General features: G+C 33.7%; 14 protein-coding genes. 9 read left to right on the top strand and 5 right to left on the bottom strand.

Annotation, left to right across the window (positions count from 1 at the left end; translation table 11 throughout):
• Positions 1–174: 174 nt before the first annotated feature.
• From SJ312_RS19735 to SJ312_RS19715, 5 genes are all read right to left on the bottom strand, one after another.
• Positions 175–927, bottom strand: a complete 753-nt coding sequence (locus SJ312_RS19735; RefSeq protein WP_004265231.1) for a M48 family metallopeptidase — start codon at positions 925–927, stop codon at positions 175–177.
• Positions 928–1,146: 219 nt separating this feature from the next.
• Positions 1,147–1,728, bottom strand: a complete 582-nt coding sequence (locus SJ312_RS19730; RefSeq protein WP_172767500.1) for a HutD family protein — start codon at positions 1,726–1,728, stop codon at positions 1,147–1,149.
• Positions 1,729–1,810: 82 nt separating this feature from the next.
• On the bottom strand, positions 1,811–2,095 hold the full coding sequence (locus SJ312_RS19725) for an addiction module antidote protein (protein WP_004265229.1): 285 nt from the start codon (positions 2,093–2,095) through the stop codon (positions 1,811–1,813).
• Positions 2,092–2,394 (bottom strand): type II toxin-antitoxin system RelE/ParE family toxin, encoded by a 303-nt coding sequence (locus tag SJ312_RS19720; RefSeq protein ID WP_096863599.1) that lies wholly within the window; start codon positions 2,392–2,394, stop codon positions 2,092–2,094. Before SJ312_RS19720 ends, SJ312_RS19725 begins: the two co-directional genes overlap by 4 nt.
• 256 nt (positions 2,395–2,650) lie before the next feature.
• Positions 2,651–3,223, bottom strand: a complete 573-nt coding sequence (locus tag SJ312_RS19715) for a Spy/CpxP family protein refolding chaperone (RefSeq protein WP_004265226.1) — start codon at positions 3,221–3,223, stop codon at positions 2,651–2,653.
• Positions 3,224–3,373: 150 nt separating this feature from the next.
• Between SJ312_RS19715 and cpxR the strand changes: the two genes are divergently transcribed.
• From cpxR to SJ312_RS19670, 9 genes are all read left to right on the top strand, one after another.
• The gene (gene cpxR, locus SJ312_RS19710) at positions 3,374–4,072 is read left to right on the top strand and encodes an envelope stress response regulator transcription factor CpxR (RefSeq protein WP_004265224.1); all 699 of its coding nucleotides are present in this window, start codon (positions 3,374–3,376) and stop codon (positions 4,070–4,072) included.
• Positions 4,069–5,439, top strand: a complete 1,371-nt coding sequence (gene cpxA, locus SJ312_RS19705) for an envelope stress sensor histidine kinase CpxA (RefSeq protein ID WP_319868240.1) — start codon at positions 4,069–4,071, stop codon at positions 5,437–5,439. The genes cpxR and cpxA overlap by 4 nt, the downstream gene beginning before the upstream one ends.
• A gap of 471 nt (positions 5,440–5,910) precedes the next feature.
• Entirely contained in the window at positions 5,911–7,347 is a 1,437-nt protein-coding gene (locus tag SJ312_RS19700; protein ID WP_319868239.1) for a capsule assembly Wzi family protein, read from the top strand.
• Between the two features lie 628 nt (positions 7,348–7,975).
• Positions 7,976–9,049 carry a hypothetical protein gene (locus SJ312_RS19695; protein WP_319868238.1) on the top strand — a complete coding sequence of 358 codons (1,074 nt, stop codon included), beginning with the start codon at positions 7,976–7,978 and terminating at the stop codon, positions 9,047–9,049.
• Positions 9,046–10,296, top strand: a complete 1,251-nt coding sequence (locus SJ312_RS19690; RefSeq protein ID WP_319868237.1) for a lipopolysaccharide biosynthesis protein — start codon at positions 9,046–9,048, stop codon at positions 10,294–10,296. The genes SJ312_RS19695 and SJ312_RS19690 overlap by 4 nt, the downstream gene beginning before the upstream one ends.
• Positions 10,293–11,396: a glycosyltransferase gene (locus SJ312_RS19685; protein ID WP_319868236.1), complete on the top strand. Its 1,104-nt coding sequence runs from the start codon at positions 10,293–10,295 to the stop codon at positions 11,394–11,396. Before SJ312_RS19690 ends, SJ312_RS19685 begins: the two co-directional genes overlap by 4 nt.
• Positions 11,393–12,616 (top strand): hypothetical protein, encoded by a 1,224-nt coding sequence (locus SJ312_RS19680; RefSeq protein ID WP_319868235.1) that lies wholly within the window; start codon positions 11,393–11,395, stop codon positions 12,614–12,616. The genes SJ312_RS19685 and SJ312_RS19680 overlap by 4 nt, the downstream gene beginning before the upstream one ends.
• Complete coding sequence (locus SJ312_RS19675; protein WP_319868234.1) at positions 12,606–13,676, top strand: hypothetical protein; 1,071 nt, start codon at positions 12,606–12,608, stop codon at positions 13,674–13,676. Before SJ312_RS19680 ends, SJ312_RS19675 begins: the two co-directional genes overlap by 11 nt.
• Before the next feature lie 6 nt (positions 13,677–13,682).
• Positions 13,683–14,501, top strand: coding sequence for a glycosyltransferase (locus SJ312_RS19670; RefSeq protein ID WP_319868232.1), 819 nt, complete (start codon positions 13,683–13,685; stop codon positions 14,499–14,501).
• Positions 14,502–14,599: the final 98 nt, after the last annotated feature.

The following is a 14,599-nucleotide window of genomic DNA, read 5'->3' as shown; positions in this document are numbered from 1 at the left end:
CGTTTAATTAACAAGATAGAGAGTCAATTACAGGAGTACAACGGGATAAGTTCTGATTTGTAATATAAGAAAAGTAATATTGAGATAAACAGCAGGGAATAAGTGATTGGTGTAGCAATATATCATCACATTACTACACCAGAATGACATCCAACTAACATCAATAATTAAATATTATTTTTTGTCAGCAGCAATACGGTCACGGATGTTTTGTGCGCGCTCGCTTGATGGTGGGTGAGAATCAAACATACTTGTTTCACTGCTACCCATTTTCGCTAATTTTTCAAAACCAGTAACTAAACCTTCAGTTTTAACACCGCGTTTTTTCAGTAAATCGTAAGAAAAGTTATCTGCTTCACTTTCTTGGTGCTGAGAGAACTGTGAGTTAATCAGTTTTTCACCCAGTGCAGCAACTTGTGATGCGCTCAGTTGTTCTGCTACGCCACCCGCTGATGATGCAGCAGTACGTGCAGCAACCGTTGCATAAGCAACTTGCATAGCTTTACGTGTATGACCTAATGCAACGTGGCCCATTTCATGACCTAAAACACCTTCGACTTCATTGTCATTCATCACATCCATCAGGCCACTGTATACACGTACACAACCATTCGCCATCGCCCATGCATTTACATCGCTAGTCATATAAACTTTATAGTTTACTGGGGTACCATCAACTTCGTTACCCAATGCTTTTGCGATTTTATCTAAACGTTTTGCATATTTGCTAGACGCTGGTGCAATTTTGTTTTGCGCATCCATTTCTTTACATGATTCATCACTGAATTTTTTAACGTCTGCATCACTCAGTGTTGCCGCTTGGAATAATTGCATACCTGAGTTAGTCAACATCCCTTGGTCTAAATTTTTACAACCCGTTAAAATGACAGCAGAAACAGCAACTGCCACAAGCGCTTTCATCTTCATAGAACATTTTCCTTTAGTATATAGGTATTATTTTTTAACAACGCTAAAGACTATGAATTTTGCGAAAAATAACAATAGGAATAAAGCCATAATTATCTAATATATGAATTTGATAACGTTTTGACTAAAATTGCAAAATGGGCAGAATATTATTCCAATAATAAGTACTATATAAGCTTCATACAAATAGTACTTAAATTTAGAGTGAAAAAATTCTAACTATTTAATAAATAACTCAATAATGCAAAAATCATTTTCTGTATTTTGCTCAATAGTAAATTGTAGATTCTCTCGATTTTCTTTGATTAGTAGAGTCTCGAATGGTTTTAAATAAAAGCAATCTGAATTAATAGTCACCCCAAAATTAGGGGTAATATTAAAAATTAAGATCTCACTTGCTCCACTGACCCAAGAGTTAATAAGCGCAGTATTCACCCATTGTAAGCGGGCTTGATATTTTTCAGGATTATAGATGACATTAAAATCACGAATTGCACCTTGGATAAGCTCCGCATAAACCTCACTTTCCCCATTAAAAGCAAAAAACTCTTTTTGCTTTAACGTCACCGCAGGGTTCTTATCCACATGTAAAATAAGTCCTTCCCCTTCCAATACTCCAATAATACGTTGTCTATTTTGGAAAAACGAAAATGATCCCGCCGCTTTAACATCTGCAATAGACACTCGCCAATCAAAATCATCTAAACCTTCACCATGACTGCGTGCCAATTCAAGTGTCGACCCTTGGCCATTTTTCCAAGGCATATTGCGATAATCTTGCGTCGTTAATATCTGAGTCATAAAGTGAACCCTACTTTGGTGGATACGTTATTTTTATAGTGAGCTTAGCTAATGGCTAGCCTAATCATAGATAAGCTATTTTTTAGATACTCTTAAACTGTAGCTTTAATCCGAGAGAATTAACGATTTTTATAATCGTCATAAATGTTGGATTTCCCTGTCCTGATAGCGCCTTATATAAACCTTCACGACTCATTCCAACTTCTTTAGCTAATTGGCTCATATTTCTTGCCTTCGCAATATCACCAAGTGCAGCGAGAACTAGACTAGGGTCACCTTCTTCTAGAATTTCGTTTAGATACATTTGTATTTCTTCTTCACTGTTTAAATACTCAGCGATATCAAATTCTTTTAATTTAGTATTCATAGTTCCCCCTCAACTTCACCAAAAAGAAGTTTAGCTTTATGGATATCCTTCTGCTGCGTTGCCTTTGTCCCACCACAAAGTAAAATTACAATAACATTGTTTTTCTGCTTTAGATAAACACGATACCCTTGTCCTTCATGTACCCTCAGTTCCGAAAAGCCATCACCAATGGGTTGAACATCACCATAATTTCCATTTTTTAACCGCCTAATTCTCATTAGAATTTTAGTTTTAGCTCGAATATCTCTAAGATTTTTGATCCAACTATCAAAACATTCCGTTGTTAGAACCGTGATCATAAGACTGCTCCTTGTCTTTATGTTTTTATCTTAGCAATCTTCGTTTAGTTGTCAACTATAGTTAACAACCATGAATAAAGGACTAGTTTAGAAACAAAAAAAAAGCCCCTAACAGGGGCTATAAAAGACAGGGATGGTGTCTATGGCAAGGAAAAACTTCACTTACTGCTACTTCACTACTTACTATGGAACTCAATATATGAAACTAACTAACTTGCATTACTACAGGCATTACTACAGGTACTAACAACTAAATTTACTGAAACTGCATCGCTTGAAATTCCGCCATTTTGTGTTGGTGAATATTTTCAAGCTCAGTTTTCTGCTCTGGCGTTAACAACTGGTACAATTCATGGTGAATTCGAGCCATTTCAACACGTTGTTCCAGTTCTTTTTGCATTCGCTTTTCAAGCTCTTCACGAACCGCTTTGTCATCAAAGCTATCCGCTATAATTAATTTGTGCAGCGCTTCACGTTCTTTAACTAAAGCAGTGTTATCAACATGATAATGGCGCTGTGTTGCCATTAAATCACGTAATTGCTGGCGCTGTTTTTCATTTAACGTGATACCATTAAACATAAAGGTACTGGCACGTTCTTCACTGCTAAATAACTCATGATGTTGAAAGGGCACAACCGCATTGCCTGACGGCGTAGTAGTTGGCTCGGACTGCATTTGTAACATCAAAGGTGTTGAACTTTCATTTGCAGCACTTTGTGGCTCTTCTGCAAAAGCAACCGCTGGCCCGAACACAAACGCAGAAGCTAAAACTAACATTGCGGTTTTATGTACTGTATTATGTACTTTGCTATGTGTTGTTCTCAGCATTTGACACCTTGTCTCCGAACTGTGCTCGTGATTCAATGTGAACAAATATACACCTGTGGCTGCAAACTAGCGTCAGAGCATGTAAAAGAACGTAAAGTCATGGAATCGTACAGATTGTTATCGTATTTTGGCAGTTGGAGGACTTAAAAAATGCATAAAATCCTATTAGTTGATGACGACCGTGAACTCACGTCGCTATTAAAAGAACTGCTGGAAATGGAAGGTTTCAATGTTGTCATCGCCTATGATGGTGAACAGGCATTACAACAAATTGACTCATCCATTGACCTGTTACTACTTGATGTCATGATGCCGAAAAAAAATGGTATTGAGACATTAAAAGAACTGCGCCAAATCCATCAGACCCCCGTAATCATGTTAACGGCTCGCGGTAGTGAGCTAGATAAAGTTCTGGGCCTAGAATTAGGTGCAGACGACTATCTACCTAAACCGTTCAATGACCGTGAACTGGTCGCGCGTATTCGTGCTTTATTACGCCGCTCTAACTGGAGCGAGCAAACCCAAGGCGACAATAGCAATACCCCTGTTTTACAAGTTGATAAACTGCAACTTAACCCAGGCCGCCAAGAAGCCAGCTTTGATGATGAAATTTTGGACTTAACAGGTACCGAATTTACGTTGTTATATCTGCTCGCACAGCACCTAGGCCAAGTTGTTTCTCGTGAACACCTTAGCCAAGAAGTACTTGGGAAGCGCTTAACACCGTTTGACCGTGCTATTGATATGCATATTTCAAACTTACGCCGCAAACTTCCGGAACGCACTGATGGCCAGCCGTGGTTTAAAACCTTACGTGGCCGTGGATACTTAATGGTTTCTGCCACATGATCAACAGGTTAACCGCAAGGATCTTTGCGATCTTCTGGTTTACCCTCGCACTAGTATTAATGCTAGTGCTGATGGTGCCCAAGCTCGACTCTCGGCAAATCACCGTCCTTATGGAAAGTGAACAACGCCAAGGGGAGATGCTTGAGCAGCATATTGAAGCCGAACTCGCACAAGCTCCGATGAATGACCTACTTTGGTGGCGGCGTATTTCTAACGCCATCAAAAAATGGGCACCTCCCGGCCAACGGTTGATTATCGTCACCAGTGAAGGCCGTGTGATTGGTGCTATGCCAAGTGAAATGCAGGTGATACGTAACTTTATTGGCCAGTCCGATAACGCAGATCACCCGAAAAAGAAAAAATATGGACGAGCTGAAATCCTCGGGCCATTCTCCATTCGCGATGGGGAAGACCACTACCAGCTATATTTAGTTCGCCCAGCAAGCAGCCCGCAATCTGACTTTATTAACTTATTGTTTGATAGGCCTTTCTTATTACTGATTGCCACAATGCTGATCAGTGCTCCGTTATTATTATGGCTATCTTGGAGTCTTGCCCGCCCTGCTCGTAAGCTAAAAATGGCGGCCGACGATGTGGCGAAAGGAAATTTACGGCCACACCCAGAGCTAGAAGCCGGCCCACAAGAGTTCTTGTCTGCTGGGAATAGCTTTAACCAGATGATCAGCGCCCTTGATGGTATGGTTAGCGCACAGCAACGCTTAATCTCTGATATTTCTCATGAATTACGAACTCCATTGACACGCTTACAGCTAGCAACAGCCTTATTGCGCCGTCGCCATGGGGAAAGTAAAGAGTTAGAACGCATCGAAACCGAGACCCATCGCCTAGATAGCATGATTAACGATTTGCTGGTGCTATCTCGTAGCCAGCACAAAAACGAGATCTTGCGTGAAAATATCAAAGCCGATGAACTTTGGGGCGATATCTTAGATGACGCTAGCTTTGAAGCCGAACAAATGAACAAAACCCTCGAGGTCACTTCTAACCCCGGACCTTGGCCGCTATATTGCAACCCTTCTGCTGTCGGGAGTGCTTTTGAAAATATTGTGCGTAACGCACTACGCTATTCGCACACGCATATTGCCGTTGATTTCAAAGAAGAAAATAACGGTATTTTAATCACTGTCGATGATGATGGCCCTGGTGTTAGCCCTGCTGACCGTGAGCACATTTTCCGTCCGTTCTACCGCACGGATGAAGCTCGAGACAGGGAAACCGGTGGGACTGGTTTAGGTCTTGCAATTGTTGAAACCGCAATAACACAACATAAAGGTTGGGTGAAGGCGGATGATAGCCCATTAGGTGGTTTAAGGTTACAAATCTGGCTACCTGAACACGGCCGGTAAATTAATTTTATTCATACAAATAAACCCCCTTATTTTCATTCTCAATATGGGGGTTTATTTTTTCAGTCAACTTATACCTATTAATAGGGAATAGTCCTATATTGCATCTAAAAACAACAACCCCCAAATACCTAACCAATATAAAACTCTATTTTGCTGTTTTTCACACGCAAAAAAAAGAATAATAGAAAAGAATTTTTGAAATTAGCAACGTACTAGCCTAGTAAAAAGCATATCGCTTTACATCTTAATATGTTACTAATTCCTATACCTAACATATTAATCTGATATTCTGTTATTACTTAGTTAAAGTGTGATAGCTGAATTAATAGAAAGCACAGAAGCCCAACTCAATGCAAATTAAGATACTTATAATGTGGCGGATAATAATCATATTTTAACTCTATTTATAGGTTTTCATTTATTAACCTGTTCAATATTAGGCGAACTCAACTTCAAATGGATTTATCAATGAAAAATTTCAAGCTCACTAAGCTAGCAATACTTGCTGTGCTCGGAACCATCAGTGCACAAAGCATTGCAGGGGGATTAGTTCTACCAGATAACAACTTACGCAGTGACCTTGCTTGGCTTTCTGAACGTAACGTTATTCAAATTAGCTTATCCACTTGGCCACTGTCCCAAGAAGAAATCACGCGTTCTTTAAATAATGCAAATATTACTAATAGCGAACAAGAAGCCATTATTCAGCGCATTAAAAAGAACCTTGACCGTAAGAAAAACAGTGTTCAACTAGAAACTCACCTTGCCTCTAGCCACAACTCAATGCCACAAGGCTTTGCTCAAAGTGAATATAGTGATATTCGCTATACCGTTTCAGGTAACTACAGCACTGACGATGTAGACTTAAACCTCACCGCGAATGGCGAACGTGCTTTACGTGTTGAAAATGGTTCTGATTACAACCTCAATGGTTCATATGGTGGTGTAAAAATTTGGAACCAGTGGGTAACTTTTGGTGAGATCCCACAATGGTGGGGCCCCGGTCACGACGGTAGCTTAATTCGTACTGATGCCGCACGCCCTATGACCGGTTTCTTAATTCAGCGTGCAGACCAAAGCCCATTTGAAACACCATGGCTTTCTTGGATTGGTTCATGGCAATATCAGTTAACAGCTGCACAATTCAAACAGTATGACCCCAAAAATACTAAACTGATTGGCCTGCGCATGACCATGAACCCAACTGATTTCTTCGAACTCGGTGGTTCACGCGTGGTCATGTGGGGAGGCGATGGCCGCCCTAATAACTGGGATTCCTTCTGGGATGCCATGGGCGGGAAAGATAATACAGGCGACAAAAACAAAGACCCAGGTAACCAGTTAGCCGGTTTAGATTTCAAACTAAAACTTTACCCATTAGTCGACCTACCTGTCAGCTTATATGGCCAAATGGTCGGTGAAGACGAAGCTAACCTCTTCCCATCGAAAAACGCCTTTATGGGTGGTATCGAAGGCTACCACACCTTATGGGGCCAGCCACTAAATTGGTATATTGAAGGCGCGAACACCCACACAGAGTGGAATAAAGATAACGTCATGTATCGCCACTTTATCTATACTGAAGGCTACTATCAGCAAGGTGCATCACTAGGCCACGCAATGGGCGGTGACGGGCGCATGCTCACGACCAAAGTGGAATACACTCTCGATGATGACAACCGTGTCAGCACCCGCCTCATGTATGCGAAAGTGAATAAATCTAACTTTGATGGCAACAAGTTATTCCCTAAATCAGAAACCATCAAAGGTGTTGATTTCGGTTGGTGGCATAACTTTGGCTATGACATCAGCACTGACGCGAAGGTTTGGGTATCTAAAACTGATTACGAAACACGCAATGACTTAGGTGCAGCCGTTACAGTAAACGTGCCGTTTAAGTGGTAATTGGCACACATTGAGTATATTTAATCGAAAACGGGTTATGTTTTGGCATAATCCGTTTTTTTATCCAAAAAAAATTGTCATCCTAGTCAAAAATATATTACACATATAATTTCTACCGATAGCCAAGTGAATTAATATAATCAATTAAGCATTTTATTAATCTATTACTACTCTAAATTAGGATAAATATGGAGATATAAGCATCTCGTTTTTATTAAACCCACACTAAAAGCAATGATATACAAGGAATAACTTAACTTAAATATATAATCACATACAAGGCGTAAGAATAGGATTATAACCTGATAATTTAAAATAATTTATTGTATTACTACTCCCATTAGGACTATTCCCTAACACTATCACAGTGATAGTCAGTAACTAGCTTTAATGGTATTATTAAGCGCTTTTTACTTGACCAAATAAATGCTGAGGCATACCCTTTGGCAGTCAAGAAACAATAAGCTATGCTTATCAATTGAACAAGTTAGCAAAAAATGCAATGTTTTCAATTAATAAGTATGCATTTACAAATTCAATGGTGCTCTGGGACCCGACAACCCAGTGCGGTAGCTATGGGTTAATCCAATAAAATTAAAAAAATTTCATAATCAGGCAACAACAATCTATGCATAGCTCAAGTATTTCAAAAAAACAATTTATAATACCTAATCTTATATTTTATATATCCACATTATTAATAATATCAAAAAAGTATTCCAGTCTATTTGATTATCCAGAGATAACAAAATCATTACTAGCTGCAAACATATTAATTCTTTTTACTGGTTTATTTTTCCAATCTTTAAAGAAGATTGAGATAGCACTCTTGATTGCATCTTCAATAACATATATAACAACACTAAATCCGGAATTTATAATTTTAGTTCTATATTTATTAAATTCCAAAAAGATAAGCAAAGAAAAATATATCAACTTAATATTTATAATTAGTTTTTTATACTTTTTGGCAATAGTTTTATTAAATCATTTAAATATATTACCGTCGCAAGACATTCACTATAGATTAATCGATAATATAAAAGAGAACCGTGATGACCTAGGATTTAAAAATCCCAACTCTGTATTTCTGTATTTCACACCTATTGCATTATGTTATATTTACAAAAGGTTTGAAAGATGGAATTATATAGATACAATGCTATACATAGCTGTGATATATATCATATATTCAATATCCCTATCTCGTACCGGTTTAGCTGTAAATTCAATATCACTCATATCTATATATTTAATAAAATTAATCCCTAATGCAATGAGTTTATTGACAAAAAATAGTATATTAATATTCTCTTTCATCACACTAATTATTGCCGTTTATTTTTATGATGATTATATATTAAATTATGCTTTAAGCAATAGGCCATATATATGGAATAGTTATCTTTCAAATGAATTATCTTTCCAATCTGTAATTGGCCAACCATTAGAAGATAAAGAAAATTTACTTCCACTAGATAATAGTTACATCCCCCTACTTATTTATCATGGTTTTTTTTATATTATATTTATTTTTTACTTATACCTAACTGGATTAAATAAAAAGAAAATAGAACCACAGGTTTTTATACTTAGTTTTTATATATTATGTTACTCCTTATTTGAAAATGTTTTATTCAATCTAGAATTTAATATAACGCTAGTATTATTATACCTATCTATTAGAAATAATAAAAAATGAATAACATAAATAGAATATTCAACTCATTTAAGATACTCTTAATTGGAGGGGCAGCAACCTCAATATTAAATTTCCTTACATCTTCCTTTATAATAAAAAATTTCGGGATAGATTTCTTTGGTCAATATACATTTATTCTTGCATATTTCATATTTTTATCTTCAGTATTTAGCACTCAGGCTTGGCAGCCACTAGTAAGAACTCTTCAAAATGATAAAACGAGAAATGAGCGTGATATATTTTTATCATTTTACATTAGTGAATTATTATTTTCATTTTCGGGCGTAATATTAGCAATATTTGTAGGAAACAATATATTGCATTTTTTTAATTACTCTGGAGAGCTACCTGACATTGGTATTCTTATTATTATATTTAGTCAAAACAATGCTTTTTTTGGCTATTTTAGATATAAAAACAAACATAAACTGATTAATATCATTCAAATACTACAATGTAGTCTTGTTTTTATTTTTATTTTTATTTTTTACTTTACCAATAATACCACCCACAATTCTGTTCATGATTTTTTTATCTATGTATTTGTTTCTTATTTGATATCATACCTTTTTTCAGTAGTACTTATATTAAAAATGATTAAAATAAAAAAAATAAGAAAAAATAAAATACACATAAAAGATTCATTTAAATACTGTTTTCCATTTTATATAACTATACTAACTGATAGTCCAATTAGAGATCTGATCATATTTATTATAAATAAATATTTTGGTTCAGAGCTTGTTGGTTTTTATCGTATATTAACACAGATAGGTGGCGCTTACACTAAACTTACACAACCAATATATCAGGCAAGTTATAGTGAGTTAGTTTCTGTCATAAATAATAAAAAAGAAGAGTTAGCCAAACATATAATAAAGAAGATATTCTACATTAGTTTCATAGTATTAGCCATTATATCTATCGGCCTAATCGTGAGCTACAAATACTGGGTTTCTGTATTTTTTACCAATCAATACATTAATTATTACATATTTTTCACTATATATATAATAATACAAGTAATAATTGGTTCATCCGTTATAATAAATAGTGCATTTTTATCCATAGCTAACGGATGGCAAATGTTTACATGTACAGCTACAATAAATTTATTTTTTTCAATTTTATTATATATATTAACTCTAAAGTTACAGTTTTATGGTGTGCTGATGGCTATACTGATACAAGTAATCATGAATATTAGTTGGAAATTTCAATTTTTAAGAAAGAAAAAAATCATATGAAAAAAGTATTAATGATAAGAACATCTCTTCACGGTGGTGGTGCAGAAAGAATAATATCAGAAATTTCAAATAACTTAGTAAAGAATGGCCATGAAGTTGATATATTCCTATGGGAAAACATTAATGTTTACAATTTGGACAAAAGAATAAATATATATATATCAGACATGCCACAAGCATTTAGAACCTTTCATTCTTTTTGTCTAAAATTATTTGGTAATCTAGCATATACAATCACATCTCCTATATTCATATACTACCTAAAAAAAAAGTTAAATATAAAAAGCTATGATTATATATATATTCATAGTTTAGCTTCTATTTTACAGTTTCTATATCTACGACGTGAAAATTGCTTTAACATTTTTCATTCGGTAAAATCTGAATTACTTTTTAAGAATAAAAGGTTTTTATCTAAATGGAAAAATAAATTAATGATTTCCTTAGCTGGGAATTTAAAAAATAATGTTTGCGTATCTAAAGGAATAAAGTCAGACCTAAAAGAAGAGTTTTATATCACAGCAGAAACAATTTATAACCCATTTGATATAAGCCACATAATAATAGAATCTCAAAAAACAAATTTAGATTTAACTAACTATGGTAAATACATTCTTAATATAGGCCGATTAGATAAAATAAAAAATCAGTCTGAAGTTATCAAAGCATTCCATTCTGTAAAAGATAAATATGATACATTATTGATACTTGGTGATGGGCCTGAAAAAGAAAGTATTATAAGCCTCATAAATGAATTAAATCTAAATGAAAAGGTGTTTTTGTTAGGTTTTGTATCAAACCCTTATATTTATATAAAAAGTGCTACTGTAGTTGTTTCAGCATCCTTACTAGAAGGATTTGGAAATACTATTGTCGAATCCCTGATTTTAAAAACACCTGTAATTTCCTCTGATTGCCCTTGTGGACCAAGAGAAATAATGCTGCCTCCATTAGATAAGTATCTTTATACAGTAAACTCCACAGAAAGCTTGATAAGAGCATTAAAATTATTTTCAGATCATGATTACCCTATAGATTCATTTGACATGAATAGATTTGAAATAGATATAATCTGTAAAAAATATTTGGATTTAAAATGAAAACAGTATTTTTCTTTATATACAGCCCTTTTAGAATCAACTTATACAATTCAATTTTAAAAGAATATAAGAAGCTTGGTTATGATTCAATAATCATTACTCAAGATTTATTCAGTTATTTATTCTTTAAAAAAGAACAAATAGCCACATATTTACTAAGAATGAAAAAAACACCTCCCAATACTTATAAATGTGAAGTTATAAAAAATTCTATTGATATAAAATCTGAACATTTCAGCTATGAAATAGGCCTCAAACTTGCATATAATTTTGATATGTTATTACACAAGCTCAAAATAAAAGACAATGATATAGTTTTTTCTGGCAACGGCTATCATATCCAAGATTTTCTTTTACTAGAATTAAAAAAAAATATAAATTTCAAAATTTATTTTAGCGAATTATCAAATCTAGATGGAAAAACCTTTTTTGATACTAAAGGAACAAATGCATCATCTTCTTTCTATAAGCATGCAGAGACCTTTTTCAACAAAGAAGTTACCCCTTCATTGAATGAAATCCAAAAAGAGAAATTAATTGATTGGAAAAAAAATTACATTTTGAAAAAAGAATGTTCCCACATTGTTAAACAAGCAAAAAAAATGGGTTTATTAAAACTAATTCAATGGCGGCTTTATAATCTAATAGAGCTAGTATTTAAAATACCATCTTTTTCCATGTTAAAATATAAAAGCAGAAAAAAAGGCATATTAAGAAACAAGAGTTTATTAATACCATCAACTGAAGTTAATTTAAACTATAAATATTACTTTCTACCATTACAAGTAACTGATGACTCTCAGATAAAAATAAATAGCAACTATGATAACAGCCAAGCTATCGATTACTTTTTAAAACAAGCTGAATTAAAAAATAAAAGGCTGGTAATTAAATTTCATCCTGCAGAAAAAAATAGTGATTTCATAAAAAACATAATAGAAAAATCAAAAGAAAGAAACATAATAATATCAACTGAGAATACTTTTTTGTTGATGAAAAATTCTGACAAGGTCTGTGTAATTAACTCAACTGCTGGATTTGAAGCAATTTTATTAGATAAAGAAGTAGAGTTCCTTGGAAAATCATTCTATAGGTATCTTATTTCTCCACATTTATTGTACTATTATTTATTTGATTATCTCTTTGATATAGATTTTTTTTCAGGAGATAATTATGAAAATGACATAGTCGAAAAATTAGAGCGCTTATATGAAAGATAAAAAAGCATTAGTAATTTCAGGAATCCATTGGAATGCTACTTGGCAAAGACATCAAGAATTTTCCAGTATTCTAGCTAATAATGGATATCAAGTTGATTTTTTACAGGCTAATAAAACCACTATTCCTTCCTTAGGAAAAATAAAGAATATATTAGTCAATAAAAATAAAAATAAAAATAAAAATAAAAATAAAACCCCAGAAAAAATAAAAATAAAAACATCTTGGCAAATACCACCAATTAAATTCAGCTATTATATAAATAGAGTCTTGTCAATATTTTTTCATAGAGACATTTTATCTAAAGAATACGACATAATAATAAGCTACGTCCCTACTGATTTGTCAGTTTATCTTTTGAAAAAAAATAACAATAAATTTATTTTCGATTGTGTTAGAGCCTTTTCTATATGGTCAGGATATTCAACATCCTTATATAAGAACGAAAAATACATATATAAAAACTCTAAAAATATAATTTGTGACTCGTTCTTTATTAAAGATATATACTTGAAAAACAATAAAGTAACTCAAATCATCACGCCAATAGAAGCATTACAAATAAAACCGAGAGAGATAAACGAAATAAAGTCAATTTGTTATTTCGGTTCAATATCAAAGCATATAGACATATCCCTATTTGAAAAAATACTGGAGAGAAACATTGATATATATTTTTGGGGAGTAGTCGATAAAGATATTACCCTACCTAACAGCATAAAGATAATGGGTTATGAAAGCGACCAAAATATACTTGCAAAAAAAATATTAGAGAAATCAGACGCTATAATAATACCTTATATCGGAAATATGGATGGAGTATTCCCCGCGAAACTTATATTATCTATATCGATGGAGATACCTATATTTATATCATCTTTTTTCGATTCCGAAAAATTAAAAGAAATACTTTATGTCTACAATAGTCATGATGATTTCTTTAATCTACTAGATGGTTTTCAGCCACAAGAATTTGTAGAAAAAAACAAAGTAGCGCAGTTTTTTTTACATGAAAATAACTCTTCAAAACCACTATTACAACTTATTAAAAACTTAAACTGAGTGCATATGAATAATAACTTTTCGGTTCTAATGTCTTTATATTATAAAGAAAATTCAGTTTATCTTGATGATTGTCTGAAAAGCATATTTAGCCAATCTATTTTACCGAATGAAATTTTAATTATATTAGATGGGCCTTTGAGTATAGAACTTAAATCATATATTAATAATTTAGATAAAAGTTATCTCTCCTTAATAAAAACAGTACAGCTACCTAAAAATGTAGGTTTAGGAAATGCCCTCAATGAAGGATTAAAGTACTGCTCAAATAACTGGGTATTTCGAATGGATACAGATGATTTGTGTACTCCTAATAGATTTATAAAACAAATTGAATATATACAAAAAAATCCTAACATTTCACTTTTCGGTTCTTGTACAGAAGAATTTGACTCCAGCATGTCCAATTCACTAGGTTTGAGAAAAGTTCCAGCTAGTCATAATGAAATCAAGAAATATATAAAACGAAGAAATCCTTTTAATCATATGACCGTAGCCTTTCGTAAAGATGTCATTGAATCTGTTGGAGGCTATCAACATCATCTTTATATGGAAGACTACAACTTATGGATAAGAGTTATTTCGGCAGGTCACCAAGTAGGTAATATTGATGAAGTATTAGTTAATGTTCGTGGTGGCGATTCCATGGTTAAAAGACGAAAAGGCTTAGTATATATAAAAAGCGAATTACAACTTGCAAAATTGAAAATAGAAAAAAATATTGATTCACCTATCGGAGCCTATTCAAATTTCATCATGCGTAGTCTCCCTAGACTATTACCAACTTACATGTTATCCAAAGTTTATAAAAAATTAAGAAAATAAAGGTTCAATATGCTAACTATCCACGGTCCGCGCATGTTATTGACGCACCTTTTAATCGAATTTCGGGATAAAATTTTCAGAAATAGATTGAATTAGCG

The sequence above is a fragment of the Providencia sp. CIM-Carb-044 genome (assembly GCF_033901115.1).
In the GTDB taxonomy this organism is placed as follows: domain Bacteria; phylum Pseudomonadota; class Gammaproteobacteria; order Enterobacterales; family Enterobacteriaceae; genus Providencia; species Providencia hangzhouensis.
Note: the sequence above shows the minus strand (reverse complement) of the source record. Positions and strands in the feature narration are given on the sequence as shown.

Bases quoted from the DNA above. Each gene is read 5' to 3' on its own strand.
- SJ312_RS19690 (WP_319868237.1), top strand. From the start codon at position 9,046: ATGAATAACATAAATAGAATATTCAACTCATTTAAGATACTCTTAATT.
- SJ312_RS19695 (WP_319868238.1), top strand. From the start codon at position 7,976: ATGCATAGCTCAAGTATTTCAAAAAAACAATTTATAATACCTAATCTT.
- SJ312_RS19725 (WP_004265229.1), bottom strand. From the start codon at position 2,095: ATGAATACTAAATTAAAAGAATTTGATATCGCTGAGTATTTAAACAGT.
- SJ312_RS19685 (WP_319868236.1), top strand. From the start codon at position 10,293: ATGAAAAAAGTATTAATGATAAGAACATCTCTTCACGGTGGTGGTGCA.
- SJ312_RS19675 (WP_319868234.1), top strand. From the start codon at position 12,606: ATGAAAGATAAAAAAGCATTAGTAATTTCAGGAATCCATTGGAATGCT.
- cpxA (WP_319868240.1), top strand. From the start codon at position 4,069: ATGATCAACAGGTTAACCGCAAGGATCTTTGCGATCTTCTGGTTTACC.
- cpxR (WP_004265224.1), top strand. From the start codon at position 3,374: ATGCATAAAATCCTATTAGTTGATGACGACCGTGAACTCACGTCGCTA.
- SJ312_RS19720 (WP_096863599.1), bottom strand. From the start codon at position 2,394: ATGATCACGGTTCTAACAACGGAATGTTTTGATAGTTGGATCAAAAAT.
- SJ312_RS19670 (WP_319868232.1), top strand. From the start codon at position 13,683: ATGAATAATAACTTTTCGGTTCTAATGTCTTTATATTATAAAGAAAAT.
- SJ312_RS19715 (WP_004265226.1), bottom strand. From the start codon at position 3,223: ATGCTGAGAACAACACATAGCAAAGTACATAATACAGTACATAAAACC.
- SJ312_RS19730 (WP_172767500.1), bottom strand. From the start codon at position 1,728: ATGACTCAGATATTAACGACGCAAGATTATCGCAATATGCCTTGGAAA.
- SJ312_RS19700 (WP_319868239.1), top strand. From the start codon at position 5,911: ATGAAAAATTTCAAGCTCACTAAGCTAGCAATACTTGCTGTGCTCGGA.
- SJ312_RS19735 (WP_004265231.1), bottom strand. From the start codon at position 927: ATGAAGATGAAAGCGCTTGTGGCAGTTGCTGTTTCTGCTGTCATTTTA.
- SJ312_RS19680 (WP_319868235.1), top strand. From the start codon at position 11,393: ATGAAAACAGTATTTTTCTTTATATACAGCCCTTTTAGAATCAACTTA.